Consider the following 26,988-nt stretch of genomic DNA (forward strand, 5'->3'; position numbering starts at 1 on the left):
CGAAGCCCGTCAGGAAAGGCTGATGAAGCTGGCCGCCTGAGCTGCAAAAGCTTGTCCAGACAACCGGAGCCGATACACTCCAAGCAGATATCTCGAAATCAAGCTGCCCATCGACACCGAAGCGTCATCTGCCACTGCCGTAGATCAGGCCACGCGAGAGTTGGTTGCAGCTATGATTGTGTGCCTTGGGCAGCCGTCCGGAAGGCGAGACTCCCGCCTGCCCGCCGGCCAGCCAAACCGTCTGACACATAGCGGAACTCCCGGAGGGGATTGAATGGCACTGGGGTGGCTCGTCGTAATTCCTTTCGTGGCAGCGGCACTGATTGCGCTCACGAGGCGGCACGCTGGCGCGCTCTCTACCTGGATCGCGTTCGCGGCGGCGCTGTTCGGCTGCGGGCTGCTGCTGAGCGAGCGCGTAGGCATGGCCGACCACGACGTGCTGCAGTGGCGCCATCAGTGGGTGCCCGATATCGGCCTCGCACTATCGCTGCGCCTCGACGGGCTGTCGTTCATGTTCGCGCTGCTCGTGCTCGCGATCGGTCTGCTCGTCTTCATCTACGCACGCTACTACCTCGCCGGCAGCGATGCGTTGCCGCGTCTGTACCTGCTGCTTCTGCTGTTCATGGGCGCGATGCTCGGCGTCGTGCTGTCGAGCAACCTGTTGCTGCTCGTGATCTTCTGGGAACTGACGAGCCTCGTCTCGTTCCTGCTGATCGGCTTCTGGCCTTCGCGGCCCGACGCGAGGCGCGGCGCGCGCATGGCGCTCACCATTACCGGCGCGGGCGGTCTCGCGCTGCTTGCGGCGGTGCTGCTGCTCGGCCACGTCTGCGGCAGCTACGAACTCGACGACGTGCTCGCCCAGGTCGGCAAGGTGCAGCACGATCCGCTCTACCCGGCGATCCTGCTGCTCACGCTGTTCGCGGCGTTCACGAAGTCGGCGCAGTTTCCTTTCCACTTCTGGCTGCCGCACGCGATGTCAGCGCCCACACCCGTCTCGTCCTATCTGCATTCGGCGACGATGGTGAAGGCCGGCGTGTTCCTGCTCGCGCGCCTCTATCCGGTCTTCGAAGGGACCCATCTGTGGGCATACACCGCGACGCTGGCCGGGCTCGTCACGCTTGTCGGCGGCGCGGGGATGGCGTTGGTCCAGCGCGATCTGAAGGGCCTGCTCGCCTATTCGACCATCAGCCATCTCGGCCTGATCGTGCTGCTGTTCGGCCTCGACACCCAGCTCTCGACCGTCGCCGCGCTCTTTCACACGGTGAACCATGCAGTGTTCAAGGCGTCGCTCTTCATGGCTGCGGGCATCATCGATCATGAAACCGGCACGCGCGATCTGGGCCGTCTGCGCGGTCTGCGCCGATACATGCCGCATACGGCCGCGCTCGCGAGCGTGGCGTCGCTGGCGATGGCCGGCGTGCCGCTGCTCAACGGCTTTCTCTCCAAGGAAATGTTCTTCGGCGAAACCCTGGCGCAAAGCATGTTCGGGCCGCTGAACCTCGCCGTGCCGGTCATCGCGATCGTGGCGGCCGCGCTCTCCGTCGCTTACTCGCTGCGTTTCGTCTGGGGCGTGTTCTTCGACGGCGAGACGCCGCGCGATCTGCCGCACTATCCGCCGCACGAGCCGCCGCGCTTCATGAAGCTGCCGGTCGAGATTCTGGTGGCGCTGTGCCTGCTGATCGGCCTGTTTCCGCAGCAAAGCATCGGCAGGCTGCTCGAGTCGGCTGCGTGGATCACGCTCGGCGGCAAGCTGCCCGACTACAGCCTGAGCCTGTGGCACGGCATCAACACGCCGCTCGTGATGAGCGTGGTGTCGTTCGCGGCGGGCGCGGCGTTGTTTTTCCTGCGCCGCAATGCGTTCCGCCATCACCGCACGCTGCTGACCGAGCTGAACGCGAGCGAAATTTTCGACGACTTCGTACAGCGGCTCGAACGAAGCGCCGGCGTGATCGTGCGCATGTTCGAGACACGCTCGTTGCCGGCCTACCTCGCGTGGATGATCGCGGCGATGCTGATCGTGCCGGGCATGTCGCTGCTCGCGCTCGACGCCTGGAGCGGCAGCCGCGCGCGCCTGCCGCTCGATCCGTTCACGCTGGTCGGCCTCGCGCTGATGTCGCTGCTAGCGATCGGCGTGGTGCTCGTGCGGGCGCGCACGCTTTACGCACTCGTGATGCTGAGCACCTGCGGACTGCTCGTGTCGCTTGCCTTCGTGCGCTTCTCCGCGCCGGATCTCGCGCTCACGCAGATTTCGGTCGAAGTGGTCACGATTCTGCTGCTCGTGCTGGCCGTCTATTTTCTGCCCGCGCTGCAAGGCGCCGCCGAGCCGCTCCCGGTGCGGCTGCGCAACGGCGTGCTCGCGCTCGCGGGCGGCGCGCTGCTCGGCGGCGTGACGTACCGGATTATGACGAGCGCGCCGCTGCCGGGCATCGCACCGTACTTCCTCGCCAATGCGCTGCCCGGCAGCGGCGGCCACAACGTCGTCAACGTGATCCTGGTGGATTTCCGCGGCTTCGACACGATGGTCGAAATCAGCGTACTCGTGGTGGCAGGGCTTGCCGTCAAGGCGCTGCTGCGCGGGCTGCGCCTGAAGTCGCCCGATGCGGGCCCGGACGGCCGGCCGTGGTCGTCGCAATCGCATCCGCTGATGCTGGCGATCCTCGCGCGACTGATGCTGCCGCTCACGATGCTCGTCGCCGTATTCGTGTTCCTGCGCGGCCACAACCTGCCCGGCGGCGGTTTTATCGCGTCGCTGATCATCTCGATCGCGCTGTTGATGCAGTACGTCGCGAGCGGCGTGCTGTGGACCGAGTCGCGCATCCATCTCAACTACCGCGCGCTCGCGGGCTTCGGCATTCTGATCGCGGCGGCCACGGGGCTCGGCAGTCTCGCGTTCGGCCAGCCGTTTTTGACCAGTGCGTTCGGGCACCTGCACGTGCCGCTGATCGGAGAGATCGAACTGTCCACGGCGATGCTGTTCGATCTCGGCGTGATGGGCGCGGTGATCGGCACGACGCTCACGATCGTCTCGCACCTCGGCGTGCGCGACAAAGACATGCAATCCGTGGAGAAAAGCTGATGGAAGCCGTCTTTGCCGTCGCGATCGGCGTGCTTTGCACGTGCGGCATCTACCTGCTGCTGTGCGCCCGCGTGTTGCCCGTGATTCTCGGCATCACGCTGTTCTCGTATGCGATCAACCTGTTCCTGCTCGGCATGGGCCGGCTTGCGATCGGCAAGCCGGCGGTCATCGCGGCGGGGGCGCAATACGTCGATCCGGTGCCGCAGGCGCTCGTGCTGACGGCCATCGTGATCGGCTTCGCGATGACGGCCTTCACCGTGGTGCTCGCGCTGCGCTCGTTTTCGCTGACGGGCAACGATCACGTGAATGGCGAGGAGACGCGCGGCGAATGAACCACGTTCTCCTGCTCCCGATCCTGATTCCGCTCTTTACCGCGAGTGTCATCGTCGCGCTGCCGCTGCGCGCCAAACGCCTACAGCGTGCGCTGAACGCGGTCGCGATCGTCGCGCTGCTGCCTGTCGCGTGTCTGCTGATGGCGCGCGCGGCGCAAGGCGAGATCGTCAGCTACGCGCTCGGCGCCTGGCCCGCGCCGTTCGGCATCGTGCTGGAACTCGACCGGCTCGGCGCGCTGATGCTGGTGCTCACCGCCGTGCTCGCGGTCTGTTGCCTGCTCGGCACCTCGAGCGAGGACGCGAGGCGCGGCCGCTATTTCCGCGCGCTGTTCCAGTTCGAACTGATGGGCCTGAACGGCGCCTTCCTTGCGGGCGACCTGTTCAACCTGTTCGTGTTCTTCGAGCTGTTGCTGATTGCGTCGTACGCGCTGCTGCTGCATGGCGGCGGCGCGCGACGCGTGCGCAACGGGCTGCACTATCTGCTGATGAACCTCGTCGGCTCATCGTTCTTTCTGATCGGGATCGGCGTGCTCTACGGCATCACGGGCACGCTCAACATGGCCGACATGGGCGAACGTCTGGCGCACCTCGGCCCCGAGTCGCTGCCGCTCGCGCAGTTCGCGGGCGCGACGCTGATGCTCGTGTTCGGCCTCAAGGCCGCCGTGTTTCCGATGTCGTTCTGGTTGCCGCAGGCCTACCGCAGCGCCATCGGCCCGGTGGCCGCGCTGTTCGCGATCATGACCAAGGTCGGCATTTACGCGATGCTGCGCTGTGACGCGCTCGTGTTCGGCGCGGCGGGCGGGGTGCTCGATGCATTCATGCAGCAGTGGGCGTGGTGGCTCGCGATCGCGACGATCGTGTTCGGCGCGCTAGGCGCGCTCGCGGTGTCGAGTCTGAAGACCACGACGGGCTATCTGGTGCTGGTGTCGGTTGGACTGCTGATCGCGGCGATCGCGCAACAGACGCCGCTTGCATGGAGCGCCCTGCTCTACTACCTGATCAGCACGACGCTTTGCACAGGCGCGTTGTTCCTGCTCGCGGACACGCTCGAACCCGAGCAAGCTCCGGCGCCGCGCGCCGCCGATGCCGCGGTTTTCGCCGATGCCGATGTGAGCGAGCCCGGCTCGCTCGAAGCACTCGACGACGCGTCCGGAGCGGCCATCTCGCCCGACCCGGACGTCGAAGCGGTGGCGACGCTTGCGCGCGTGCAGCCGCTGCAGGTCGAGTCGGCCGACGCGCTCGCCGTGCTTGCCGAGGAACCGGCTCACACCGAAGCCGAAGCTTCCGTCGAAGCGGTCGCGCGCACGCATGCAGCGTGGCCGTCGAACCTCGCCGCGCTGCTCTATCTGATCGCCGCGGTGGGCGCCGCGGGTCTGCCACCGCTGGCGGGCTTCCTCGGCAAGGCGATGGTGCTGGCCGCCACGCCGACCGGCGCGGCAGCCGTGCTGTGGCCGGCGGTGCTGCTGTCGAGCTTGCTGTCGATCGTCGCGCTGAGCCGCACCGGCACGCGCCTGATGTGGGCCGCGCCGGCCGCGCGCGCCGCCGCCGGCAAGGAGGAGCGAGCACCGCGCGGCAGCAACGCGAAGCTCGCCGCCTGCGCGCTGCTGCTCGGCTGCGTCGTGGCGATCACGCTCGGAGCGGGGGCGGTGCGGCACTATCTGACCGATACGGCGACTCAGCTGTTCGATCGCGCCGCCTACGTGCACGCGATCCTGCCCGCGGCGCGATCCTCGCAGTCAGCGGCCGCTGCGCCGACGGCCGATGCTCAGGGGAACTGATGATGCTGAAACGGCTCTTCCCGCACCCCTGGCTCGCCGTCTTGCTGATCATCTGCTGGGTGCTGCTGATGAACGACATCTCGCCGGGCAATCTGCTGCTCGGCGCCGTGCTCGGCTGCGTGATTTCTTATCGCGTAGCCGAGGGCTTGTGGCTGCGGCCGATGCATTTCGGTCGGCCGTGGCTGCTCGTGCGGCTCGCCTGGCATGTGTTGGTCGACATCATCGTGGCCAACCTCGAGGTCGCGCTGCTCGTGCTCGGCCCCACGAAGCGGCTGCGCCCGGCGTTCATCGAAGTGCCGCTCGACAGCACCCACGAGATCGCGCTGACGATCCTCATCAGCGTGGTCTCGCTGAGCCCCGGCACGCTATGCGCCGAACTCAGCGACGACCGCACGCGCCTCGCCGTGCACGTGCTCGACCTCGACGACGAAGCGGCGCTCGTCGCGCTGATCAAGTCCCGTTATGAAGCCCCTTTGATGGAGATCTTCGCATGCTAGCCATCGTGATTCCGATCTCGCTCGCGATCCTCGGCATCGCGTTCCTGCTCACGCTGTGGCGCCTCGTGCGCGGGCCGTCGCTGCCCGATCGCATCGTCGCGCTCGATACGCTCAATATCAATGCGATCGCGCTGATCGTCGTGTATGGCATCAGTCTGCGCTCGACGGTTCTTTTTGAGGTTGCGTTGCTGATCGCGGTGATGGGTTTCGTGGGTACCGTCGCGCTGACCAAGTACCTGCAGCGCGGCGACATTATCGAACTGAACTAGCGGGAGGTATCGCGATGCAAACCTTTGTCGAAGCGATCGTTGGTGTGCTGCTGCTCGTCGGTAGCCTGTTTATGCTGATCGGTGCGGTGGGGCTCGCGCGGCTGCCTGACTTCTTCATGCGGCTGCATGGTCCGACCAAGTCGACTACGCTCGGTGTGGGTGGCATCGTGCTCGCGTCGGTGGTGTATTTCAGCGCGCAGCAGGATTTCGCGAGTCTGCATGAGTTGCTGATTCCGGCGTTCCTGTTTCTTACCGCGCCGATCAGTGCGCATATGCTGGCGAAGGCTGGGATACAGCAGGGGGTGCCGTTGTGGGAGGCGACGCGGGGGCGGCCGCCTGAAACGGGGGCTTGTGCGGAACGGGGGGATACGGGGGAGAGTTGATGCTAGCGGGAATAGTCCTGTTCCACTCCGTCCAGTCGCGATGGCGTCATGCCGAGCGTCCTGAACGCTTGCCCCGGATGATCCCCCGAAAGGGAGGGATTCCAGATTCCCCTCGTCCCTCTACCATGCTTACGATGGGGAGGTGCCATGGACAATTTGTTCTTTCGGCGCGTTTTGCTGGTCGAGGACGAGGGGCTAACGCGCACGGCGATGAAAAGCCTGATCCTCAGTTCAGAGCCGACGCTCGATATCGATGAAGCCAGGAGCTACGACGAAGCCGTCGAACGGTTGCAGCGCAACACTTATGATCTGATCTTTCTCGACTATCAGCTTGGGCGCGATCACACCGGGCTCGAGGTGTTGCACTGGGTGCAGGAGCAGGAACTGTCGTTACACGTCGTGATGCTCTCCGCGCGCGACGATCGCGAAACGGTGCTCGACTGCATCAAGAATGGCGCGGGTGGCTTCATTTCCAAAGCCAGCGAAGAAGGCGGCGCGGTATTTCGCGAAGCGCTACAAACAATTCTGAACGGACGTGTGTACCTGCCCAACAGCGTGCTTGGCAAAGGTGGACATACACCGAAGGCACCGGCGCCCAGCAAAGGCATTCCGATCGACTCGCTCAATCTGCCGCCGCGACTCGCGCAGACCTTGCGCTACGTGCTGCATGGACTATCGAACAAGGCGATCGCACGAAAAATGAACATCACGGAGAACACCGCGAAAGAGTACATCAGCGATCTGTTGAGCCGCTTCAACGTATCGCGGCGCACTTTCCTGATCGTCGAGATGGCGCGCCGCGGCATCGAGATTCCCACCGCCGCGCAAGCATCGGCAGCCTGAGGCGCTTGCTATACGACATGGCGTTGACTGCCGGCCAGTTCGACCATGCGCGCCGCCAACGTATCAGCGCAAAGCGGCTTGCTGAGAATGCAACGCTCCGGAAAATCGCCCTCCGCATTAATACCGGCCTCGCCGGTGATGATCAGACACGGCACCGGCCGCGGCAATTGCGCCGCGATCAAATGGACCACGTCGTACGCCGTGTGATGCTCGGGCAGCCGATAGTCGCTAATCACGAGATCGGGCAAGCGTTCGATCGTATGCGCCAGGGTCTCCAGCTCGGCGAATGAATTCGCGGAATCGAACAACACGCCCCACTGCCCGAACAACGCCTCGGTCGACGCGCGCACCAGCCCGTCGTCTTCGACCAGCAGGATATACAGGCCGCGCAACGAAGCCCGCGAAGGCGCGAGGTCCGCAATCGGCACAGCCACTTCGGCGCCGGCTTGCGCAACCGGCAAACGAATTGAAAAGCGCGAGCCTTTGCCCTCGATCGACTTGAACTCCATCCGGTGACCCTCCAGTAGCGACACCGCGGCATTCACGATCGATAGACCGAGGCCCAGGCCTTTTTCCCGGTCGCGTTCGGGATTGCTGATCTGCATGAAGGGTTGGAAAATCGCGTCCCAATGCTTCGATGCGATACCGATGCCGTTGTCGACGACATCGATGCGCACGTAATTCGGCATGCGCACGATCGCGACGATGACGGCGCAACGTCCGGACTTCGCGCGATCAGCGTACTTGATGCCGTTCGAAACGAGGTTGCTCAGCACGCGCGGAATCCAGTCTGCGTCGGTTCTGACCAGCGCGCGTTTGCGTCCGGCGCGCGAGTAGTGCAGCTTCACATCGAAGCTTGCCGCGAACGGTGCCAGTTGCTCGACGACATCCTGCGCGACGCGGTCCAGATCGACACTCGAATAGCTCGGTTTGACGTGGCCCGACTCGAGCTTCGACAGATCGAGCACCGCATTGAAGAGCCGCGCGCTCAGCGCCGAAGCCTTGCGTGCATCGCCGATCAGCGCGGCAGAAGTTTCGATGTCGCGCTTCGCGAGCGCCTCGTCAGCGGCCGCGAGGAACATGTTCAACGCGTGCATAGGCTGCCGCAGATCATGCGCCGCCGCCGCGAGAAAGCGCGATTTGGCGCGACTCGCCTGCTCGGCTGCTTCTTTCTGCTGCTCGCGCAGCGCCATCAGCGCATCCGAGCGCGTCTGCTGCTCGCGGCGCGCCTGTTCCAGATCCTCATGCTTGCGCGCGAGTTTCGCGTTGGCGCCCTGCAACGCGCCATTGCTGTGTGCGAGCGCCTGCACTGCGAGATAGCGATCTCGCACGTGCCGCTCCGCATTCACGTTCACGCTATGTCCGATCACCACGACGTTTGCGACGTAAAACATGCCCGCCCAGAAGAGGTCCGGCTCGATTCCCTGCGTAACGAGTTGGGCCAGCAGGATCGCGCCGATTGCGCCGAGCGTCAGCAGCAACGTCGCCTTTGCACGCAAACGCAGAAAGCCGAATTGATAGAACAGAATCAGGTAGAAGCCGACAAAGAAATGCGTGTAGTTGAAAGGCCGTGGCGCGAGGAAAGTCTGCACGGTCAGGCAGACGAACATGACCGCCATCCCGGACAGCATGACGCGGTGCGCAGTCTCATCGCGCACGAAGGTCGGCCGGAACGACAGCACGATTGCGGCCGTCGCGGCGACCGTGCCCGCGACGCGGAAAGAGAAGATCTCGGCAAAGTACGGCCGGAATGCCGCGCTATGGCGTGCAAGACTGATCTCCCACCAGCCGAAGCACATCCACACAAGCGTGCCGAGAATGATCGCCGCGCGGCGGAAATCGGCGAATCCGCGTCCATATTCGATGGTGAACTGGCGCTCGACTTCGGGGTCGGCGAAACGCGCGGGCCAGCATAGCGTGTCGACGAGCCGCGCGATGAATCTCGCGAGCGCGGGCTGCTGTTGCAAGCGTTTCCAGGCAGAAGCCTGCGGCAAGCTGAACAGGTTCATCGTCTTGCCCGCGGTCGGCGCTGGCCGAGCGCGGTGATGAAGGTGATCCAATCATTCTAGGACGCGCCTACGCCCTGAACAATCGGCGCATCGACGATCGCTCAGTGACGTGCGTGTTCGACGATCATGTCGACGGCTTTTTCAGCGTCCCACACCTGCAATCCCTTAGTTTTCCTCACACGAAAGCGGCTGTCGAGCACGGCAATCGGATCGACGTACGCTCCGATCCGGTTCTGGTCCGCTGGGTTGCCGGCAACCATGGCTTGCACGCGCATCGTTTGACAACGCAAAGCGTTTGAGCAACCTCTGCGTGATCTGCCTGCCATTGAAACGGCTCCGCTTGGGGGGAGACGGTCCCCACGGATTGCGGGTTTTGCTCGACGACGGTTCGGTCGATATTGAAGCTCATCGAGAGACGGCCGTGCCTCGACCAAATGTACCGTTCGACACCCTCAACGACACGAATGGACGACCCATACAGCGCGGCCAGCAAAGAGGTACTTGAGATGAAAAGCCCTCGTATTAAACGCACGGTGTTCGCCTTCGCAGCACTCATGATGCTCGAAGCGACATGCAGTTTAGGTTTGGCTGCTACGCCTGTGGAGCTTGTCGCCGCGACCGGTCCGGATGCATCGGTGACGGCGGCGGATATGGGCTCCCATGGCGCCCAGCCAGCGGACTCCGGCAAAGATCCGCTGACGCTCACGCTGCAAACACCGTCAGGCGGAACCTCGCGGCTCACTTACGTCAATGAAGACGGTTGGCGGCTTGAAGACCACGGTGTGCCATTGAAACCGGACGAAGCGCGAATCACTCCCGCGTCGACGGAGCGACAACAGGAGGCAGCAAGATCGGAGCGGCCCATGACCGTTCTCATCGACGGCCCCACGGGCTTCACGTATGTTTGGGTGGTCGATCAGGGATGGAAGTTCGTCGGCCGATTGTCCGACCGGAACCGTTGATCGATGATGCAGACATCAATCTATCGATCACACCGTCGGGCTGATGAGAACCAACGAGTGCATCGGCCAGATTCGATGGCACGCGCAGGTCACGGTACCAGGTGCCACTGTGTTCGCGCAGTTGCTCACAATATAGGGGCGGCCGTTGCATGAGTATGCGAATGGGACCTGTAAAAACCGACCTTCCTTTTCCGACTGTTTTGGCGGACGAACCTCTTACGACTTCCGCCGGTGAAAATCCATTATTTTGCGGAAAACGATAGATCGTGATCGACAGCCGCATGATCTGTTTGGCATAGACGAGAAACGAATTGTTCAGGGCGGACTAAATAGACCCTTGATTCCGAAACGGGTCCCTCCAATTACCCCACCACTGCCTGGTCATAGCTGGCCCTAAAGCTTTTCGAATGGTCGCCGTAATACAGAGGAGCATAAGTCAATTCGACTTGACTCAAATACGTGCGAGGACCAATTGAAAAACTTGAGAATGACCGCCATTGCAGGTTGCATCGGATTAGCCGCTGTGACTTTGCTCTCCGGCTGCCAAACCACCAATGCATCGATTCCCTATGAGGTTTCGACGGAGAATGTTGTAGCAATCCAATCCGGGTTGCAAACCAAAAAGGTCAGTGTGAGTAACATCACACTGGCCGACGGCGTCAGCGAGCATCTGATGTGCCGCATGAATGGCGACGTGATTGTCTCCCCCGGGAAAACACTGTCGCAATACGTTAAGGACGCTTTCCAGAAGGAGTTGTTCACGGCCCAGGCCTATGATGTGCATGGTGCCAAAATCGAAGGCCGTATTGAAGAACTGAGCTTCAGCTCCGTTACTCCGGCCAGCTGGACGATTACTATGCGCGTGCACTCTTCGGCATCTAAGGGGTACTCCGTTTCGATCAAGTACCCTTTCGAGACTAGCTGGATCGCGATGGAGGCTTGCAAGAATACGGCGAATGCATTCGCGCCTGCCGTTCAGGCTCTCCTCAAGGAAGTCGTCACTAATCCCCAATTCCCGACACTGGCTGGTAGTTGATTTAATGCGCACTGGAGCCAGGTGGTATATGGCTCCAGTCGGCGTTGGAATGGCTCATTGAAGCCTTCGATAGTTATCCGTTGGTTCGCGGGATTCTGATGTCTCGGGCGATCAGACGCCCCTCAATTGCTGGGCTGCAGAATCGCTAATTCAATTGCGGACAATTGGATCTTCACATCGTTATCTTCGTTCTTGAAATCGCTGGGTGCAAAGCGTTTCCCGTTATGCGCGTTGACCCGACATGCGAAGTGGAACGAGAGCCGGGAAAAGTACCAGGAAGTAAATCAGCGCGGCCCGCTCATGCGGTGTAAATGAGCCGGCAAAGCCAGTCACCAAGGAAGCAAGGCCGAGCAATGGACCACCGACGAAGATGGACCAATTGATCGGACATAAAAACAAAAACCCCGTAAGCCTTTGAACTTACGGGGTTTTGGCACTCTTTTCTGGCGGAGAGAGGGGGATTCGAACCCCCGATAGGCTACTAACCTATACACGCTTTCCAGGCGTGCGACTTAAACCGCTCATCCATCTCTCCGGCGGGAGTCGAATTATAGCAAACTTCGCGCCGTGCGCCACACCCCCGCCAAAGCGGCGCGCAAACCGCCTACGGATGCCGGATATAGTCGACCAGCGCGATCGTATACGCGTCCGCCTTGCGATCGATCAAACTCACCCCGATCGCCACCAGAAACCCCGCCGGCACGCCGAACACGCCCGAGCTGATCGGCTCGATGCCGAACCAGCGTGCGCCCGTGAAACCCGTCATCTGCGTGAAGAACGGATACGTCGACACGATGTAGTAGATGCACACGACGAGCCCCGCGATCATCCCCGCCACCGCGCCGAGCCGCGTCGTGCGTTTCCAGAACACGCCGAGCACGAGCGCCGGAAACAGACTCGACGCCGCCAGCGAAAACGCCGCCCCGACCAGAAACAGAATATTTCCCGTGTTCAGCGACGCCACGTACGACGCGAACAGCGCGACACCCAGCAGCAGAATCTTCGAGATGGTCACGCGCCGCTGGCTCGACGCGTTCGGATCGACCATGTGGTAGTACACGTCGTGCGACAACGCATTGGCGATCGTCAGCAGCAGACCATCCGCGGTCGATAGCGCCGCCGCCAGCGCCCCCGCCGCGATCAAGCCCGACATCACGTACGGCAGCCCCGCGATCTCGGGCGCCGCGAGCACGACCATGTCAGGCTGCATCTGGATCTCGCTCCAGCGCACGATGCCGTCGCCGTTCGTATCGGCGAGGCTGATCAGGCTCGGTTCGACCTTGCGCCATTGCATCAGCCACTGCGGCAGATCGGCAAAATGATGGCCGACCAGATTCGTCAGCATCTCGTACTTGATCAGCACCGCGAGCACCGGCACGGTCAGATAGAACAGCGCAACGAAAAAGAGCGTCCAGCCGACCGAGCGCCGCGCCGACGCCACCGAGGTCGTCGTGTTGTAGCGCGTCAGGATATGCGGCAGGCTCGCCGTGCCTAGCGACAGACACAGCAGCAGCGACAGAAAGTTACGCGCATGCGTGCTCCGGTCTTCATCGCCGACGGCAGGAAACGGCTCGTGCATCGGCACCGGCGAAGTCGCGCGCATCAGCATGTCGTCGCGCTGCTGGCTCCAGACGATCTGCGCGGCGGCGGCATCGCGCGGAAACTGTTCGAGCGCGCGCTCGCGCTCCTTGATCTCGCGCAACGGACCGTTATGGCGGCGCAGATCGCCGACCTCCTGGGTGAGCCGGTGCTTCTCGTCGATGAACGATTGCGGCAGCGTATCGAGCCGCAGTTGCATCAGCTCGGCGCGGCGTCGATAGTCGTCGCGCACGCGCTCCTCGAGCGGCGCGTCGCGCACCTGTTTCTCGAGCCCCTCCATGCGCTCCATCAAACGTCCGTAGCTGAACTGCGGCACCCAGCCGAGGCCGTCCTTGTGCGCGATCATCGACACCGGTATCAGCATCGCGAGGATCAGGATGATGTACTGCGCGACTTGGGTCCACGTGACGGCACGCATGCCACCGAGAAACGAGCACACCAGAATGCCCGCCAGCCCGCAGAAAATGCCGACCGCGAAATCGACGCCGATGAAACGCGTCGCGATCAGCCCGACGCCCTGGATCTGCGCGACCAGATAGACGAACGAGCACAGGATCGCGGAGAGCGCCGCGAGCCCACGCACCGCATTGCTCGAATAGCGCGTGCCGAGAAAGTCGGGAATCGTGTAGCGCGCGAGCTTGCGCACATACGGCGCGAGCAGGAACGCGACGAGGCAGTAGCCGCCGGTCCAGCCCATCAGGTATGCGAGGCCGTCGTAGCCGGTCGCGTAGATCGAGCCCGCGAGACCGATGAACGACGCGGCCGACAGCCAGTCGGCCGCGGTCGCCATGCCGTTGAACGCCGACGGCACGCGCCGCCCTGCCACGTAGTATTCGACCAGATCGGACGTGCGCGACAGCACACCGATCACCGCATACACCGCGATCGGCACGAACAGGAATACATAACCGATCCACACACCGGGACCGGTGCTGCGCTCGATGCGCCACATCACGTAGATGAACAGCAGAAAGCCGAGCGTATAGAGCGCGTACGAGCGGATCAGCCGATGCGTGAGCTTCATCGGCTCAGCGTCCTCGCGTGGCCGGCGCGTCTGTGCCGATCTTGACGTCGTCGTTCGCGCCGCTGGTGGAAGCCGCGGCGGGGCCGCTTGCGGCATCGCGCTGCGAATCCGCTTCGAACGCGCGCTGCAACTGACGATCGGCGCGCTGCATCAGCACGATATAGACGACGATCAACGCAAGGTAGATCAGGATCGCGCCTTGCGCGCCAAAGTAGAACGGCAGACTGAAACCGCCGACGCGCACCTGCGCGAGCACGGGCGCCAGCAACGGCAAGACGAAGGAGACGAAGAAGCCAAGCGTCATCAGCGCCGCGATCAGCACGAGGTTGAAACGCCAGTACCTGCGATGCGCGAGCGCCATCGCCGCCGAGACCGGTGGCGGTTCGGGCGCGGGGTTCAACGTGGCATGAGAGGATAGGTGCGGCGCGGCCATGCGCCTATGTATCAAAAAGGCATCGGCGAGGCAATTGGGATTGTCCGCGCAACGTCGTGATGCAAGGCGTCCGCTCGAACGACGGGTCTGCGCAAGACGCCGGCAAGCGTGTCGATCGACACACCGCCGCCGTCCGTGCAGACCCGCTTACAACGCTTTAAATCGACTCGCCGAGCTGGTCGAGAATCGCCGGGTTTTCCAGCGTCGACACGTCCTGCGTGATCTCCTCGCCCTTCGCGAGCGAACGCAACAGTCGACGCATGATCTTGCCCGAACGCGTCTTCGGCAGGTTCTCACCGAAGCGGATGTCCTTCGGCTTCGCGATCGGTCCGATCTCCTTGCCGACCCAGTTGCGTAGTTCGTTCGCGAGCTTGACGGCCTCTTCGCCTTGCGGACGCGCGCCCTTCAGCACGACGAACGCGCATACCGCCTCGCCGGTCGTCGCATCGGGGCGACCCACCACGGCGGCTTCCGCGACGAGCGGATTGGCGACCAGCGCCGACTCGATCTCCATCGTGCCGAGACGATGGCCCGATACGTTCAGCACGTCGTCGATGCGGCCCATGATCGTGAAGTAGCCGGTCTCCTTGTCGCGCACCGCGCCGTCGCCGGCGAGGTACAGCTTGCCGCCGAGTTCTTCGGGGAAGTAGCTCTTCCTGTAGCGGTCCGGATCGCCCCACACGTTGCGCAGCATCGCCGGCCACGGACGCTTGACCACCAGAATGCCGCCCTGCCCGTTCGGCACGTCCTGCCCGGTTTCGTCGACCACCGCGGCCATGATGCCCGGCAGCGGCAGCGTGCACGAACCCGGCACCAGCGGCGTCGCGCCCGGCATCGGCGCGATCATGTGACCGCCGGTCTCGGTTTGCCACCATGTATCGACGATCGGGCAGCGGCCGCCGCCGACGTTCTGGTAATACCACACCCACGCTTCCGGATTGATCGGCTCGCCGACCGTGCCGATGATGCGCAGCGTCGACAGGTCGTAGCTCTTCGGATGCACTTTCGCGTCGGCCTCGGACGCCTTGATCAGCGAGCGGATCGCCGTAGGCGCCGTATAGAACAGCGTGACCTTGTGCTTCGCGATCATCTGCCAGAAGCGCCCTGCGTCCGGATAGGTCGGCACGCCTTCGAACACGACCTGGGTGCCGCCGAGCGTCAGCGGTCCATACGTGATGTAGCTATGACCGGTGATCCAGCCGATGTCGGCGGTACACCAGAACACGTCGGACGGCCGCCAGTCGAAGGTCCACTTCAGCGTTTGCGCGGCCCACAGCAGATAGCCGCCGGTGCTGTGCTGCACGCCCTTCGGCTTGCCGGTCGAGCCCGACGTATAGAGGATGAAGAGCGGATGCTCGGCGTCGACCCATTCGGGCGCGCATTGGTCAGATTCGCCCTGCGTCAGTTCGTGCATCCACAGGTCACGCGCCGCGTCCCACGCGACCTTGCCGCCGGTGCGCTGGTACACGACCACGCTCTTGACCTTCTCGCAGCCGCCGAGCGCGAGCGCTTCGTCGGCGATGTTCTTCAGCGGCAGGGCCTTGCCGCCGCGCATCTGTTCGTCGGACGTGATCAGCGCGACCGCGCCGACATCGACCAGCCGTTCGTTGAGCGACTTCGACGAGAAGCCGCCGAACACGACCGAGTGCGTCGCGCCGATCCGCGCGCACGCCTGCATCGCGACGATGCCCTCGATCGACATCGGCATATAGATGACGACCGGGTCGCCCTTCTTGACGCCGCGTTTTTTCAGCGCATTCGCGAAGCGCGATACGCGTTGCAGCAGGTCCTGATAGGTGACGTTGGTGACGGTGCCATCGTCGGCTTCGAACACGATCGCGACGCGCTCGCCGTTGCCGGCCTCGACATGACGGTCGATGCTGTTATACGACGCGTTCAGCTGGCCGTCTTCGAACCACGTGTAGAACGGCGCCTTCGATTCGTCCAGCACCTTCGTGAACGGCTTGTGCCAACTCAGCGTCTGCTTCGCGAGACGCCCCCAGAAGCCTTCGTAGTCGCGCTCCGCCTCGGCGGCGAGCGCGCGGTACGCGTCCATGCCGGAGATCGTGGCACCCTTCGCAGTGTCAGCGGAGGGCGGAAAAACGCGGTGTTCCTGAAGAACCGATTCAATCGCAGACATCGACAACCCCTTGGTGAAGATGAAAAACGTAAAACCTGTACCGGCGCGCGTCGCGCGCGGGCCTTATCCTGTTCGAGCCGCCGCGAGCGGCGCTGTCTCCCACCTCGCGATGCCGTCAAACGCGTGTGCGTGCGGCATCGCAACATCCGTGCATGCGGGCGCCCTGCTCGATCTCATCCCGCGCTAAGGCTTAACCATAAGCGCCGCAACTTACCGGCCACTTACGCGCATCGTGTTGATCTGCAAGCGAAAACCCTTAGAGCGCGCGAGCCATCGACGCGCTTGCGCGTTGATCAGACGAGACGCACGCGGAAAAGATCGCCCGTGCTATCGAACGTCCTACGTTCACTCGCAGCACATCGCATACCGCCGATGCCGGCTCGACGCACCGCTCGTGCGCCAGCTTTCACACCCTTACGCTCTGTCGCACGGCCTCTTACAATGCTAACTGAACTAGCCGTCCGGATTCCAGCTTGAATCGCTACGCCCTGCTTCTCATTACCTCGATGCTGCTGGTCGGCAGCAACGTCGGAATCGGTAAATCGATCGTCGCCTTCGTCCCCGTCCCGCTGTTCGCGCTGCTGCGATTCGTGATCGCGATGGCCGTGCTATGGCCGCTCTTGCGCGTTGCCAAACTGCGCCGCGTCAAACGCGATGAATGGATCAACCTGTTTTTGCAGGCGCTATTCGGCACCTTCGGCTTCACATTGCTGATGCTCAACGGCGTCGCACGCACGAGCGCGGTCGCGGCCGGCGTGATCACGAGCACGATCCCGGCGGTCGTCGCGCTGCTGTCGTGGCTGATCCTGAAGGAGCGGCCCGATGGCCGCGCGCTCGCGTCGATCGTGCTGGCGATCGTCGGCGTCGTCGTCATCAATGTCGCACACGCCGAAGCGGGCGCGGATGCGACGGCCGGCACCGGCTCGCTCGCGGGCAACCTGATGGTGCTCGGCGCCGTATGCTGCGAATCGATCTATGTGATCCTGTCGCGCCGTCTCACGCAAACGCTCGCGCCGATCGACATCTGCGCGTACACGCATCTGTTCGGCCTGCTGCTGATGCTGCCGCTCGGCGCCGGCGCGCTCGCGCATTTCGACTATCGCGCGGTGCCGTCGAGCATCTGGATGCTGGTGCTGTGGTACGGGCTGTCGGCCAGCATCTTCTCGTTCTGGCTGTGGATGAAAGGCATCCGTCACGTACCGGGCAGTCTCGCCGGCGTGTTCAGCGCGGTGCTGCCGGTCGCCGCGGCGCTTTACGGCATGGTGTTCCTCGGCGAGCGGCCCACGCTCGCGCACGGCGTCGCGCTCGCCTGCGTAATCGCCGGTATCGGCCTCGCGAGCCTGAAGGCGCGCAACGTGCCGCCGGTCGCATCGTAAGTCCGGCGCGGCGGCGGCCTGCCTGCCGCAAAGCAGCAGATTCGGGCGACGCTGTACAATAGCGCGCCTGACGCGAGTCTCGCGACCCTTCGATGGCCGCACCCCGCACCAGCGTGGGCGTCTGGCCCCGTGTTCCGTCACCGCGCTTCATCTGACCGTTGCCTATGTCCGCTCCGCGACCCGCCTCCGCCCCTTCGCGCCGCCCGATGCGCGCGCTACCCCATCTCATTTTCATGAGCCGTTGGCTGCAGGTGCCGCTGTATCTCGGGCTGATCGTCGCGCAGGCGGTCTACGTCGTGCTGTTCCTGAAGGAAGTCTGGCATCTGGTCACGGACTCAATGCGGCTCGACGAAACCAGCATCATGCTCGTCGTGCTAGGCCTGATCGACGTGGTGATGATCTCGAACCTGCTGATCATGGTGATCATCGGCGGGTATGAAACGTTCGTGTCGCGCCTCGGCCTCGACGGACATCCGGACGAGCCGGAATGGCTCGATCACGTGAACGCCGGCGTGCTGAAAGTGAAGCTGTCGATGGCGCTGATCAGCATCTCGTCGATCCATCTGCTGAAGACCTTCATCAGCCCCGACCAGAACACGACGCACACGATCATGTGGCAGGTAATCATCCACGTCGCGTTCCTCGTGTCGGCGCTCGTGATGGCGGCGGTCGACCGCCTCACCACGCACACGCACCCCAAACATTTCGAAGAGCCCGCGGCGCTGCACGCCGTGGGCGGCATCAAGGTTTCCACTCCCATGAAGGCGCAAGACTGACCGCACCGCGCTGCGATCCGACAACAAGCGCCACTCCCCACTGAGCTAGCCATGACCGTCATCAAACAGGAAGACCTGATTCAGAGCATCGCTGATTCGCTGCAGTACATCAGCTACTACCATCCGCTCGACTACATCGAAGCGCTCGGCCGCGCGTACGAGCTCGAACAGAGCCCGGCAGCGAAGGACGCGATCGCGCAGATCCTGACCAACAGCCGCATGTGCGCCGAAGGCAAGCGCCCGATCTGCCAGGACACCGGCATCGTCACGGTGTTCGTGAAGGTCGGCATGGACGTGCGTTGGGACGGCGCGACGATGAGCGTCACCGACATGATCAACGAAGGCGTGCGCCGCGGTTACCTGAACCCGGACAACGTGCTGCGCGCATCGATCGTGAGCCCGCCCGAAGGCGCGCGCAAGAACACCAAAGACAACACGCCGGCCGTGATCCACTACGAGATCGTGCCGGGCAACACCGTCGACGTGCAGGTCGCGGCCAAGGGCGGCGGCTCGGAGAACAAGTCGAAGTTCGCGATGCTGAACCCGTCGGATTCGATCGTCGACTGGATCCTGAAGACCGTGCCGACGATGGGCGCGGGCTGGTGCCCGCCGGGCATGCTCGGCATCGGCATCGGCGGCACCGCTGAGAAAGCGATGGTGATGGCGAAGGAATCGCTGATGGACCCGATCGACATTCAGGACGTGATCGCACGCGGTCCGCAGGACTGGATCGAAGAGCTGCGCGTCGAGCTGCACGAGAAGGTCAACGCGCTCGGGATCGGCGCGCAGGGTCTCGGCGGTCTGTCGACCGTGCTCGACGTGAAGATCATGGCCGCGCCGACCCACGCCGCGTCCAAGCCGATCGCGATCATCCCGAACTGCGCGGCGACGCGCCACGCGCACTTCACGCTCGACGGCTCGGGCGTCGCCAGGCTCGAAGCGCCGTCGCTCGACGCATGGCCGAAGGTGCACTGGGAGCCGAACACGGAAACCAGCAAGCGCGTCGACCTGAACACGCTGACGCCGGAAGAAGTGGCCGGCTGGAAGCCGGGCCAGACGCTGCTGCTGTCGGGCAAGATGTTGACCGGCCGCGATGCCGCGCACAAGCGCATCGCCGACATGCTCGCGAAGGGCGAGAAGCTGCCGGTCGATTTCACCAACCGCGTGATCTACTACGTCGGTCCGGTCGATCCGGTGCGCGACGAAGCGGTCGGCCCGGCCGGCCCGACCACCGCGACGCGCATGGACAAGTTCACCGAGACGATGCTCGCGCAAACCGGCCTTATTTCGATGATCGGCAAGGCCGAGCGCGGCCCGGTCGCGATCGAGTCGATCAAGAAGCACAAGGCTGCTTACCTGATGGCCGTCGGTGGCGCCGCCTACCTCGTGTCGAAGGCGATCCGCAGCGCCAAGGTGCTCGCGTTCGAAGACCTCGGCATGGAAGCAATCTACGAGTTCGACGTGCAGGATATGCCGGTGACGGTCGCCGTCGATTCGACCGGCACCTCCGTGCACCAGACCGGCCCGAAGGAATGGCAAGCCAAGATCGGCAAGATTCCGGTCGCCACGGCTTGATGAGTCGCGATTAACGCCGCTCAGGTCAGTCGAAAAGCCGGGACCGCGGTCCCGGCTTTTTTATTGCCGTGCGTCATGCGTGGACAGGACGGCGCGCGAAGCCAGCAAACCCGGCCAAGAGTTGTGTCGGATTTCTTGGCTTTTTTGGGTGAGGCGTTTATTGTTGTTGGAAATTCAAGGTCCCCGAAAAAGGAAATAACATGCAAGGCGACAAGAAAGTCATCGAATATCTGAACGCGCAGCTGAAGAACGAGCTGACCGCGATCAACCAGTACTTCCTGCATGCGCGGATGTATGGCCACTGGGGCCTCGAGAAGCTCGGCAAGCACGAGTACGACGAGTCGATCGGCGAAATGAAGCATGCCGATCTGCTGATCGAACGCATCTTCATGCTCGATGGCCTGCCGAATCTGCAGGACCTGCACAAGCTGCTGATCGGTGAGGAAACCAAAGAGATCCTCGAATGCGATCTGAAGCTCGAACAGGTTTCGCAAAGCACCTGCAAGGAGGCGATTGCCTACTGCGAATCGGTGCGCGATTTCATCTCGCGCGAAATCTTCGTCACCATTCTCGACGACACCGAAGAGCATATCGACTGGCTCGAAACCCAGCTCGACCTGATCGACAAGGTCGGTATCCAGAACTACCAGCAAAGCGCGATGGGCTCGGTCGAGTCCTGATCGAGGCACGCTGAAACATCCCGCGCGGTGGCAGCACGGCGCCTGCCCGGCAGGCATTCGCGCCGGACCGCAGCGCGCGGGCGATATACTTGCGCGCTTGCTCCTGCATCACCCTGGCTTCACCCCTTTTTCGCCGACCGCCACGTCACGCTCGTTTTCTTCGCCTATGCCCGCGCCCTCGCCGTCCCCGACTGTCCGCAGTGTTGCCGCTGGCGCCGCGTCGCAGGCGCCCATCGGTATTTTCGACTCGGGGCTCGGCGGACTGTCGGTGCTGCGCGCGGTGCGCGCGCAACTGCCTGACGAGGCGCTGCTGTATGTCGCCGATTCGCTGTACGCGCCCTACGGCGAGCGCGACGACGACTTCATCGCCGACCGCACGCTAGCCATCGGCGAATGGCTCGCCGCACAGGGCGCGAAGGCACTCGTGGTCGCGTGCAATACGGCGACCGCGCAATCGATCGCGCTGGTGCGCGAAAAGCTGCCGATTCCACTCGTCGGCGTCGAACCGGGCGTCAAGCCCGCGGCCCTGCAATCGAAAAGCCGCGTCGCCGGCGTGCTGGCGACCCAGGCGACGCTGCGCAGCGCCCGCTTTCAGGGATTGCTCGAACGCTACGCCGCCGATTGCCGCTTTCTTTGCCAGCCCGGCTACGGACTCGTGCAGGCGGTCGAGCGCTGCGACGTCGGTTCGGCCGAACTGCGCGCACTCCTGCGCAGCTACCTTGAACCCATGCTCGACGCGGGCGCCGACACGCTGGTGCTCGGCTGCACTCATTACCCGTTTCTCGATGCGGCGATTCGCGACATCGTCGGCGAGCGTCTCGCGCTGATCGACACGAGCGTGGCGATCGCGCGCCAGCTTGAACGCGTGCTCGAGCAGCACGGCCTGCGCGCCGCCGCACCGTCCGGGGCCACGCCGCTGCCGCGCTTCTACTCCACCGACGACGGCATCCACCAGCAGCAACTGGCCGCCACGCTGCTGCAGATCGAGGCCGCGGTCGAGCAGGTGCTGATACCGTCTGCCCGCACCGCCGCGCCGGATTCGCGGGCTGCCTAGAAGCGGCAATCCACGCGCGCGACGCGCCCGCTGGCGCCACGCGCCACCCTTCCCTCCGACGAAATCCATTCTAAGAGTCTGGTTTTGTTACAAAAAATCGCACGGGACGCTTGCCAAACCGACCAAACAAAATGATAATAATTCGCATTAACGTTAGCTATGACGCCCGCCATGATCGTCTGTGTCTGCAAATCCGTTTCCGACCGCACCATCCGCTCCTCGATTGCGGACGGCATCGACTCGTTCGACGAGTTGCAGTTTGAACTCGGCGTCGCCTCGTGCTGCGGCAAATGCGAGGAAACCGTGCGCGACGTGATGTTGCAAAGCGGCGTGTGCGCGAGCCGTTGCGGTGTCGGCATGGTCGAGCATCAGCAGGTGCAGAGCGTCGCCGAGGTCGTGCAAGTCACGTTCTACGAGCGCAAGGCGGCCTGAGTTCAGTTTGCGGGGTACGGTGTGAGCCGGGCCCTCTGCGTCCCGGCGCCCTATGTTTCACTAGCATTTAATGCCACGCTCAAAGCGGCATTGAATGTCCAGCATGTCTGCAACACAACCGCGGTACAGTCCGCCGTACTGCGTTATCCCACTGCCGTCAGCAAGCCAGTATTCGTACCAGCCAGCTACCCCACTCACCCCTTGGAAAGGTGTTCGAGATGGAATTGCTGATTGGTTTCGTGACTACTTTGTTCATTTCGCTGCTGATTTTCCGAACATGACGATGCCCTGTCCGACGCGCCGCCGTGGCCGCGCGCTGCCACACTGACCATGCAGGCTCCGCATCCCGTTTCCGCCGGCGCCCCGCTGGCGTCGTCCACCCGACCGAATTCCCGCGCACTGACGGCCACTGCCATGGTGGCCGTGGTTCACGTCGCGCTGCTCGCCGTGATCATGACGCTGCGCCACGAACCTGCGCCGGTAGCCCTCGAATCGCACGTGATGAGCGCCGAACTGCTGCCGCCCGCGGCGCTCGCCACGCCGATCGCGCTGCAATCGATCGCACCGCCGCCGCCCCAGCCGACGCCGCCCGTCCATGCGAAGCCGAAAGTCCAGCCGAAGCCGGCGCCGACGCCCAAGCCGACGCCGACTCCGTTGCCGCAGGCCGCCGCGCCGTCAGCGACGCCGGTCGCGGCACCCGATCCGACGCCACCCGCGCCCGCCGCAGCTGCGACGCCGCCCGCCGCGGCGACACCCGCGACTGGCAAGCCGACGATGGAGATCAGCGCGCCGAAAAACGTAGCGCACCTCGATTGCAATATCACCCAGCCCGACTACCCGGCGCTGTCGCGGCGTCGCGGCGAATCGGGCACCGCGTACGTGCACTTCGTGGTCGGTCTGACCGGCAAGCTCGAGAGCATCGAGTTGAAGAAAAGCAGCGGCTTCAGCCGTCTCGACGACGCCGCGCTCGCCGCCCTGCGCGCAAGTACCTGCAAGCCGTATCTCGAGAACGGTGAGCCCGTCAGGGCCGCATACACCCAGCCTTACAACTTCAATCTGACCGACTGAAGCAAGATTTCAAAAACAAGGAATTGCAATGCAAAACTACGGATTGGCGCACGTGTGGGCGCAAGGGGATTTCGTGACCCGCAGTATCGCGCTCGCGCTGTTGATCATGTCGGTGATGTCGTGGAGCGTGATCGTCGTCAAGGGCTGGAACGTGATGCGCCTGAAGCGCCTGACGAAGAACGCCGAACAGGCGTTCTGGCATTCGGACGACCTCGCCGACGGCGTGAAGAAGCTCGGCGGCGGCGCCTCGACACCGCATGACAACCCGTTCCTCGCGCTCGCGCTGTCGGGCCAGGAAGCGGCCGACCATCATCACCAGACGCAGCCGCATCTGCATGACCGCATGGACGTGTCGGACTGGATCACGCGCTGCCTGAAGGACACGATGGACGAAAGCGTCGCGCGCATGCAGAGCGGTCTCGCGATTCTCGCGTCGATCGGCAGCACCGCGCCGTTCGTCGGCCTGTTCGGCACCGTCTGGGGCATCTATCACGCGCTGCTCGCGATCGGCGCGAGCGGCCAGTCGTCGATCGACCAGGTCGCCGGCCCGGTCGGCGAAGCGCTGATCATGACCGCGTTCGGTCTGTTCGTCGCGATTCCGGCAGTGCTGGGCTACAACGCGCTGACGCGCGCCAACAAGGCGATCGTCGCGAAGCTGAGCCGCTTTGCGCACGGTCTGCATGCGTTCTTCGTGACGGGCGCGCGCCTGTCGTCGATCAAGCGCGGCGACGGTCTGCGTCTCGCGACCCGCGCCAACTGATCGACGAGGCATTCCGATGGCAATGAGCCCTTTCGCCGGAGACGATGACGACGGCCTGATGAACGAGATCAACATGACGCCGCTCGTCGACGTGATGCTGGTTCTGCTGATCGTCTTCATGGTGACGATCCCGGTGATCCGTCACGCGGTCAAGATCGATCTGCCGCACGCGAGCAGTCAGAAGGAAGACACGAAACCCGCGCAGGTAACGGTGTCGGTCGACGCGGACGGCAACGTGCTGTGGGACGGCACCAAGGTCGACGACGCGGCGCTGGCCGCGAAGATCGCCGCGGCCGCGCAGGCAAATCCGCAGCCGGAACTGCATCTCGATGCGGACCGCAAGATGCCGTACGAGAAGGTCGCGCAGGTGATGTCCGCCGCGCAGGCAGGCGGGCTGACGAAGATCGGTTTCGTTACGCAGCCCAAAGCGAAGTAACCGGTAACGTGGCACGCGGAGCAGGACGCTCGTCCAAGCGAAAAACCCCTTGAAGCAGGGCCCAAAAGTAAAAGGCCTTCATCGTCGGATGAAGGCCTTTTTTTGTGCGCGCTCGGCGCCTTCGGGCGGCGGGATCATTTGCCATCGGCCGAAGACTGATAGCTTGTATCACCGCATGCGAGGGCCGTGGTCGACACGGACAACGCGGTCAGCCCTATCAGGCCCGCTATGATAGCGGCCATGAGTTTTCGCATAGGAGACTCCTTAGCGAAAGGGATTTCACTATATTCCTGTGCGTGCGCGCATTCAAGCAAACGGCCATTGAAAGTAATCATGACAGGCCACGCTTAAATGCTAAAAACGATTTGCGCCGCGCGATAGCGGTGGGCGGCGCAGCGTTTCCGCCTTAAGTTGCCACAGCGTCTTTTGAAACCGCCGCCGGTTTAACCACGGAAGCCGCCGCCACCGATCCTCGCGCCGCCGCTTGCTCCTCGCGCACAGGACACTCGCCCATGATGTGCTTGCCTTCATCCGGATCGAGCATCTCGACCAGATAATCGACGAACGCGCGCACGGCCGGCACCATCCCCTGACGCGATACGAACACCGCGTACAACTGCGGCGTCGGAAAACTCCAGCCCGGCATCACGGGCGACAACTGCCCTGCTCGCAATGCGGCTCCATACATCATCTCGGGCAAGGACGCGATGCCGACGCCGGCCAGCACCGCCTCGCGGATCGTCATCAGATCGGCGGTCACGAGGCGCGGCTCGTGTTCGTGCGCATGGCGCGTGCCTTCCGGGGAGATCAGGTTGTACACGTGGCGGCCGTCGCTCGTCGGCACGTCGAGTGTTTCGAAGCGGTTCAGGTCGGCCGGCGTCAGCGGCGGCGCGTTCTGCTGCAGCAGGCTCGGCGCGCCGACCAGCATCTGCTCGGTGCGCCACAGCGGCCGCACGACGATGTTCGCGTTCTCCGGCGGATCGGAACGCACGCGCAGCGCGACGTCGACCGAATCCTCGAACAGATCGACCACGCGATTGGTCACGCGCATCACAACGCGCACCTCCGGATAGCGGTGCATGAACTCCGGCAGGATCGTCGACAGAATCGTCTGCGAGATCGTGACCGGCACGCTGACGCGCACCGTGCCGCGCGGCGACGAGCGCAGTTGTTGCACGACATTGACCGCCGCCTGCGCTTCGCTGAGCATCGCCTGACAGTGCTGGTAGAACAACTGCCCCGCTTCGGTCAGCGCGAGCTTGCGAGTGGAACGCTGTAACAGGCGCACGCCGAGCGACGCCTCCAACTCCGTGAGCCGGCGCGAGAGCCGCGACTTCGAGATGCCCAACACCCGCTCGGCGGCCGAAAATCCGCCATGTTCGACAACCTGCGAAAAGTACATCAGGTCGTTCAGATTGTGTGAATCGATCTTCATCTCATCGTTCCATTAACAGAACAATCCATTGCTGAGGGGCGGCTGGCACCGCGAAAAACGGTCCCTATAATAGCTCCATGTTTCAAAAATAACGCTATTCCCCATTTTTCGAGGTGATATTGATGACTACGTCACGCACGATCGAACGCACGTTCCCGTCGGTTCGCACAGTGGAAGGCGGCGGATTTATCGTTCATCGACCGTTTCCCACGCGTCTGCTGATGGACTTCGATCCGTTCCTGCTGCTCGACGAAATGGGACCGGTCGACTATGCGCCCGGCGAGGCCATCGGCGCGCCGGATCATCCGCATCGCGGCTTCGAGACGGTCACCTATGTGCTCGAGGGCCAGTTCGGCCACAAGGATTCGGCGGGCCATTCGGGCACGCTGCACGCCGGCGACGTGCAATGGATGACCGCGGGCGCGGGCGTCGTGCACAGCGAAATGCCGGACCCGGAATTCACGCGCACCGGCGGTCGCGTGCACGGCCTGCAGCTATGGGTCAATCTGCCGCGTCGCGACAAGATGATCGCGCCGCGCTATCAGGAGATTCCGTCGACGCGCATTCCGGTCGCGACGTCCGAAGACGGCCAGGTGCGCGTGAAGGTCATCGCGGGCGAAGCGCTCGGCGTCAAGGCCGCGATCGAAACGCGTACACCGATCCTGTATCAGCATTTCTCGCTGCAGCCCGGCGCGACGGTTCGCCAGCCGGTGCCGGCCGACTATCGCGTGTTCGCGTATGGGCTGTCCGGCAAGGGTGTGTATGGCGAAGGCGACGTTCGTGCCGAGATCGACGCGCGCACCATGGTCGTGTTCGCCAACGACGGCGACGCGGTGACTATCACGGCTGGCGACGAACCGCTCGAAGTGCTGCTGCTCGGCGGCGTGCCGCTGAAGGAGCCGGTAGTGCGCTATGGCCCGTTCGTGATGAATACCGAGGACGAGATCCGTCAGGCGGTGATCGACTATCAGGCCGGGCGGATGGGCGCGATCACGCACTGACTCGCATTGACACG

The 26,988-nt window shown here is 63.5% G+C and carries 25 protein-coding genes and 1 tRNA gene; 19 read left to right on the top strand and 7 right to left on the bottom strand.

Going from position 1 to position 26,988, the window contains the following annotated elements; translation table 11 throughout:
* Positions 1 to 274 precede the first annotated feature (274 nt).
* From EVC45_RS35905 to EVC45_RS35935, 7 genes are all read left to right on the top strand, one after another.
* The gene (locus EVC45_RS35905; RefSeq protein WP_129962881.1) at positions 275 to 3,076 is read left to right on the top strand and encodes a monovalent cation/H+ antiporter subunit A; all 2,802 of its coding nucleotides are present in this window, start codon (positions 275 to 277) and stop codon (positions 3,074 to 3,076) included.
* Complete coding sequence (locus EVC45_RS35910; protein WP_129962882.1) at positions 3,076 to 3,408, top strand: Na+/H+ antiporter subunit C; 333 nt, start codon at positions 3,076 to 3,078, stop codon at positions 3,406 to 3,408. The genes EVC45_RS35905 and EVC45_RS35910 overlap by 1 nt, the downstream gene beginning before the upstream one ends.
* The gene (locus tag EVC45_RS35915) at positions 3,405 to 5,186 is read left to right on the top strand and encodes a monovalent cation/H+ antiporter subunit D (protein WP_129962883.1); all 1,782 of its coding nucleotides are present in this window, start codon (positions 3,405 to 3,407) and stop codon (positions 5,184 to 5,186) included. The genes EVC45_RS35910 and EVC45_RS35915 overlap by 4 nt, the downstream gene beginning before the upstream one ends.
* A gap of 2 nt (positions 5,187 to 5,188) precedes the next feature.
* The gene (locus EVC45_RS35920) at positions 5,189 to 5,683 is read left to right on the top strand and encodes a Na+/H+ antiporter subunit E (RefSeq protein WP_168991598.1); all 495 of its coding nucleotides are present in this window, start codon (positions 5,189 to 5,191) and stop codon (positions 5,681 to 5,683) included.
* Positions 5,677 to 5,952, top strand: coding sequence for a K+/H+ antiporter subunit F (locus EVC45_RS35925; RefSeq protein WP_008922284.1), 276 nt, complete (start codon positions 5,677 to 5,679; stop codon positions 5,950 to 5,952). Before EVC45_RS35920 ends, EVC45_RS35925 begins: the two co-directional genes overlap by 7 nt.
* A gap of 14 nt (positions 5,953 to 5,966) precedes the next feature.
* Entirely contained in the window at positions 5,967 to 6,335 is a 369-nt protein-coding gene (locus EVC45_RS35930) for a Na+/H+ antiporter subunit G (protein ID WP_129962885.1), read from the top strand.
* 147 nt (positions 6,336 to 6,482) lie between these two features.
* Positions 6,483 to 7,178 carry a response regulator transcription factor gene (locus tag EVC45_RS35935; RefSeq protein ID WP_129962886.1) on the top strand — a complete coding sequence of 232 codons (696 nt, stop codon included), beginning with the start codon at positions 6,483 to 6,485 and terminating at the stop codon, positions 7,176 to 7,178.
* 8 nt (positions 7,179 to 7,186) lie between these two features.
* On the opposite strand, the gene EVC45_RS35940 is transcribed toward EVC45_RS35935, so the two are convergent.
* Both EVC45_RS35940 and EVC45_RS45870 read right to left on the bottom strand, forming a co-directional pair.
* Complete coding sequence (locus EVC45_RS35940; protein ID WP_129962887.1) at positions 7,187 to 9,187, bottom strand: hybrid sensor histidine kinase/response regulator; 2,001 nt, start codon at positions 9,185 to 9,187, stop codon at positions 7,187 to 7,189.
* Positions 9,188 to 9,288: 101 nt separating this feature from the next.
* Entirely contained in the window at positions 9,289 to 9,456 is a 168-nt protein-coding gene (locus EVC45_RS45870) for a hypothetical protein (RefSeq protein ID WP_168991597.1), read from the bottom strand.
* Between the two features lie 195 nt (positions 9,457 to 9,651).
* Between EVC45_RS45870 and EVC45_RS35945 the strand changes: the two genes are divergently transcribed.
* Together EVC45_RS35945 and EVC45_RS35950 are read left to right on the top strand one after the other, a co-directional pair.
* The gene (locus tag EVC45_RS35945) at positions 9,652 to 10,149 is read left to right on the top strand and encodes a hypothetical protein (protein WP_248295393.1); all 498 of its coding nucleotides are present in this window, start codon (positions 9,652 to 9,654) and stop codon (positions 10,147 to 10,149) included.
* A gap of 487 nt (positions 10,150 to 10,636) precedes the next feature.
* On the top strand, positions 10,637 to 11,185 hold the full coding sequence (locus EVC45_RS35950; protein WP_129962888.1) for a hypothetical protein: 549 nt from the start codon (positions 10,637 to 10,639) through the stop codon (positions 11,183 to 11,185).
* Between the two features lie 444 nt (positions 11,186 to 11,629).
* Here the strand turns inward: EVC45_RS35950 and EVC45_RS35955 are convergent.
* From EVC45_RS35955 to acs, 4 genes are all read right to left on the bottom strand, one after another.
* Positions 11,630 to 11,720 (bottom strand) — tRNA-Ser (locus tag EVC45_RS35955).
* Between the two features lie 69 nt (positions 11,721 to 11,789).
* A complete protein-coding gene (locus EVC45_RS35960; RefSeq protein WP_129962889.1) occupies positions 11,790 to 13,808 on the bottom strand; it encodes a sodium:solute symporter family protein in 2,019 nt (672 codons plus the stop codon).
* A 4-nt stretch (positions 13,809 to 13,812) separates the two neighbouring features.
* Positions 13,813 to 14,241 carry a DUF4212 domain-containing protein gene (locus tag EVC45_RS35965; RefSeq protein WP_211193531.1) on the bottom strand — a complete coding sequence of 143 codons (429 nt, stop codon included), beginning with the start codon at positions 14,239 to 14,241 and terminating at the stop codon, positions 13,813 to 13,815.
* 157 nt (positions 14,242 to 14,398) lie between these two features.
* On the bottom strand, positions 14,399 to 16,381 hold the full coding sequence (gene acs / locus EVC45_RS35970) for an acetate--CoA ligase (protein WP_129962890.1): 1,983 nt from the start codon (positions 16,379 to 16,381) through the stop codon (positions 14,399 to 14,401).
* Positions 16,382 to 16,854: 473 nt separating this feature from the next.
* Here acs and EVC45_RS35975 point away from each other — a divergent pair, with 473 nt between their 5' ends.
* From EVC45_RS35975 to EVC45_RS36015, 9 genes are all read left to right on the top strand, one after another.
* Positions 16,855 to 17,757 (top strand): DMT family transporter, encoded by a 903-nt coding sequence (locus EVC45_RS35975; protein WP_129962891.1) that lies wholly within the window; start codon positions 16,855 to 16,857, stop codon positions 17,755 to 17,757.
* Between the two features lie 164 nt (positions 17,758 to 17,921).
* Positions 17,922 to 18,533, top strand: coding sequence for a TIGR00645 family protein (locus EVC45_RS35980; protein WP_129962892.1), 612 nt, complete (start codon positions 17,922 to 17,924; stop codon positions 18,531 to 18,533).
* Between the two features lie 51 nt (positions 18,534 to 18,584).
* Entirely contained in the window at positions 18,585 to 20,108 is a 1,524-nt protein-coding gene (locus EVC45_RS35985; RefSeq protein WP_129962893.1) for a fumarate hydratase, read from the top strand.
* Positions 20,109 to 20,308: 200 nt separating this feature from the next.
* Positions 20,309 to 20,788 carry a bacterioferritin gene (bfr, locus tag EVC45_RS35990; protein WP_129962894.1) on the top strand — a complete coding sequence of 160 codons (480 nt, stop codon included), beginning with the start codon at positions 20,309 to 20,311 and terminating at the stop codon, positions 20,786 to 20,788.
* A gap of 166 nt (positions 20,789 to 20,954) precedes the next feature.
* Entirely contained in the window at positions 20,955 to 21,842 is an 888-nt protein-coding gene (gene murI / locus EVC45_RS35995) for a glutamate racemase (protein WP_129962895.1), read from the top strand.
* A gap of 171 nt (positions 21,843 to 22,013) precedes the next feature.
* Complete coding sequence (locus tag EVC45_RS36000) at positions 22,014 to 22,274, top strand: bacterioferritin-associated ferredoxin (RefSeq protein WP_129962896.1); 261 nt, start codon at positions 22,014 to 22,016, stop codon at positions 22,272 to 22,274.
* A gap of 330 nt (positions 22,275 to 22,604) precedes the next feature.
* Positions 22,605 to 23,342: an energy transducer TonB gene (locus EVC45_RS36005; protein ID WP_129962897.1), complete on the top strand. Its 738-nt coding sequence runs from the start codon at positions 22,605 to 22,607 to the stop codon at positions 23,340 to 23,342.
* 28 nt (positions 23,343 to 23,370) lie between these two features.
* A complete protein-coding gene (locus EVC45_RS36010; protein ID WP_129962898.1) occupies positions 23,371 to 24,102 on the top strand; it encodes a MotA/TolQ/ExbB proton channel family protein in 732 nt (243 codons plus the stop codon).
* A gap of 16 nt (positions 24,103 to 24,118) precedes the next feature.
* Entirely contained in the window at positions 24,119 to 24,538 is a 420-nt protein-coding gene (locus EVC45_RS36015; RefSeq protein ID WP_129962899.1) for a biopolymer transporter ExbD, read from the top strand.
* Between the two features lie 406 nt (positions 24,539 to 24,944).
* On the opposite strand, the gene EVC45_RS36020 is transcribed toward EVC45_RS36015, so the two are convergent.
* The gene (locus EVC45_RS36020) at positions 24,945 to 25,973 is read right to left on the bottom strand and encodes a LysR family transcriptional regulator (RefSeq protein ID WP_129962900.1); all 1,029 of its coding nucleotides are present in this window, start codon (positions 25,971 to 25,973) and stop codon (positions 24,945 to 24,947) included.
* 122 nt (positions 25,974 to 26,095) lie between these two features.
* On the opposite strand from EVC45_RS36020, the gene EVC45_RS36025 reads away from it, so the two are divergent.
* On the top strand, positions 26,096 to 26,974 hold the full coding sequence (locus tag EVC45_RS36025) for a pirin family protein (protein ID WP_129962901.1): 879 nt from the start codon (positions 26,096 to 26,098) through the stop codon (positions 26,972 to 26,974).
* The last annotated feature ends 14 nt before the right edge of the window (positions 26,975 to 26,988 follow it).

The organism is Paraburkholderia sp. UYCP14C (genome assembly GCF_004197395.1).
In the GTDB taxonomy this organism is placed as follows: Bacteria; Pseudomonadota; Gammaproteobacteria; order Burkholderiales; family Burkholderiaceae; genus Paraburkholderia.

Bases quoted from the DNA above. Each gene is read 5' to 3' on its own strand.
- EVC45_RS35905 (WP_129962881.1), top strand. From the start codon at position 275: ATGGCACTGGGGTGGCTCGTCGTAATTCCTTTCGTGGCAGCGGCACTG.
- EVC45_RS35910 (WP_129962882.1), top strand. From the start codon at position 3,076: ATGGAAGCCGTCTTTGCCGTCGCGATCGGCGTGCTTTGCACGTGCGGC.
- EVC45_RS35915 (WP_129962883.1), top strand. From the start codon at position 3,405: ATGAACCACGTTCTCCTGCTCCCGATCCTGATTCCGCTCTTTACCGCG.
- EVC45_RS35920 (WP_168991598.1), top strand. From the start codon at position 5,189: ATGCTGAAACGGCTCTTCCCGCACCCCTGGCTCGCCGTCTTGCTGATC.
- EVC45_RS35925 (WP_008922284.1), top strand. From the start codon at position 5,677: ATGCTAGCCATCGTGATTCCGATCTCGCTCGCGATCCTCGGCATCGCG.
- EVC45_RS35930 (WP_129962885.1), top strand. From the start codon at position 5,967: ATGCAAACCTTTGTCGAAGCGATCGTTGGTGTGCTGCTGCTCGTCGGT.
- EVC45_RS35935 (WP_129962886.1), top strand. From the start codon at position 6,483: ATGGACAATTTGTTCTTTCGGCGCGTTTTGCTGGTCGAGGACGAGGGG.
- EVC45_RS35940 (WP_129962887.1), bottom strand. From the start codon at position 9,187: ATGAACCTGTTCAGCTTGCCGCAGGCTTCTGCCTGGAAACGCTTGCAA.
- EVC45_RS35945 (WP_248295393.1), top strand. From the start codon at position 9,652: ATGGACGACCCATACAGCGCGGCCAGCAAAGAGGTACTTGAGATGAAA.
- EVC45_RS35950 (WP_129962888.1), top strand. From the start codon at position 10,637: ATGACCGCCATTGCAGGTTGCATCGGATTAGCCGCTGTGACTTTGCTC.
- EVC45_RS35960 (WP_129962889.1), bottom strand. From the start codon at position 13,808: ATGAAGCTCACGCATCGGCTGATCCGCTCGTACGCGCTCTATACGCTC.
- EVC45_RS35965 (WP_211193531.1), bottom strand. From the start codon at position 14,241: ATGGCCGCGCCGCACCTATCCTCTCATGCCACGTTGAACCCCGCGCCC.
- acs (WP_129962890.1), bottom strand. From the start codon at position 16,381: ATGTCTGCGATTGAATCGGTTCTTCAGGAACACCGCGTTTTTCCGCCC.
- EVC45_RS35980 (WP_129962892.1), top strand. From the start codon at position 17,922: ATGTCCGCTCCGCGACCCGCCTCCGCCCCTTCGCGCCGCCCGATGCGC.
- EVC45_RS35985 (WP_129962893.1), top strand. From the start codon at position 18,585: ATGACCGTCATCAAACAGGAAGACCTGATTCAGAGCATCGCTGATTCG.
- bfr (WP_129962894.1), top strand. From the start codon at position 20,309: ATGCAAGGCGACAAGAAAGTCATCGAATATCTGAACGCGCAGCTGAAG.
- murI (WP_129962895.1), top strand. From the start codon at position 20,955: ATGCCCGCGCCCTCGCCGTCCCCGACTGTCCGCAGTGTTGCCGCTGGC.
- EVC45_RS36000 (WP_129962896.1), top strand. From the start codon at position 22,014: ATGATCGTCTGTGTCTGCAAATCCGTTTCCGACCGCACCATCCGCTCC.
- EVC45_RS36005 (WP_129962897.1), top strand. From the start codon at position 22,605: ATGCAGGCTCCGCATCCCGTTTCCGCCGGCGCCCCGCTGGCGTCGTCC.
- EVC45_RS36010 (WP_129962898.1), top strand. From the start codon at position 23,371: ATGCAAAACTACGGATTGGCGCACGTGTGGGCGCAAGGGGATTTCGTG.
- EVC45_RS36015 (WP_129962899.1), top strand. From the start codon at position 24,119: ATGGCAATGAGCCCTTTCGCCGGAGACGATGACGACGGCCTGATGAAC.
- EVC45_RS36020 (WP_129962900.1), bottom strand. From the start codon at position 25,973: ATGAAGATCGATTCACACAATCTGAACGACCTGATGTACTTTTCGCAG.
- EVC45_RS36025 (WP_129962901.1), top strand. From the start codon at position 26,096: ATGACTACGTCACGCACGATCGAACGCACGTTCCCGTCGGTTCGCACA.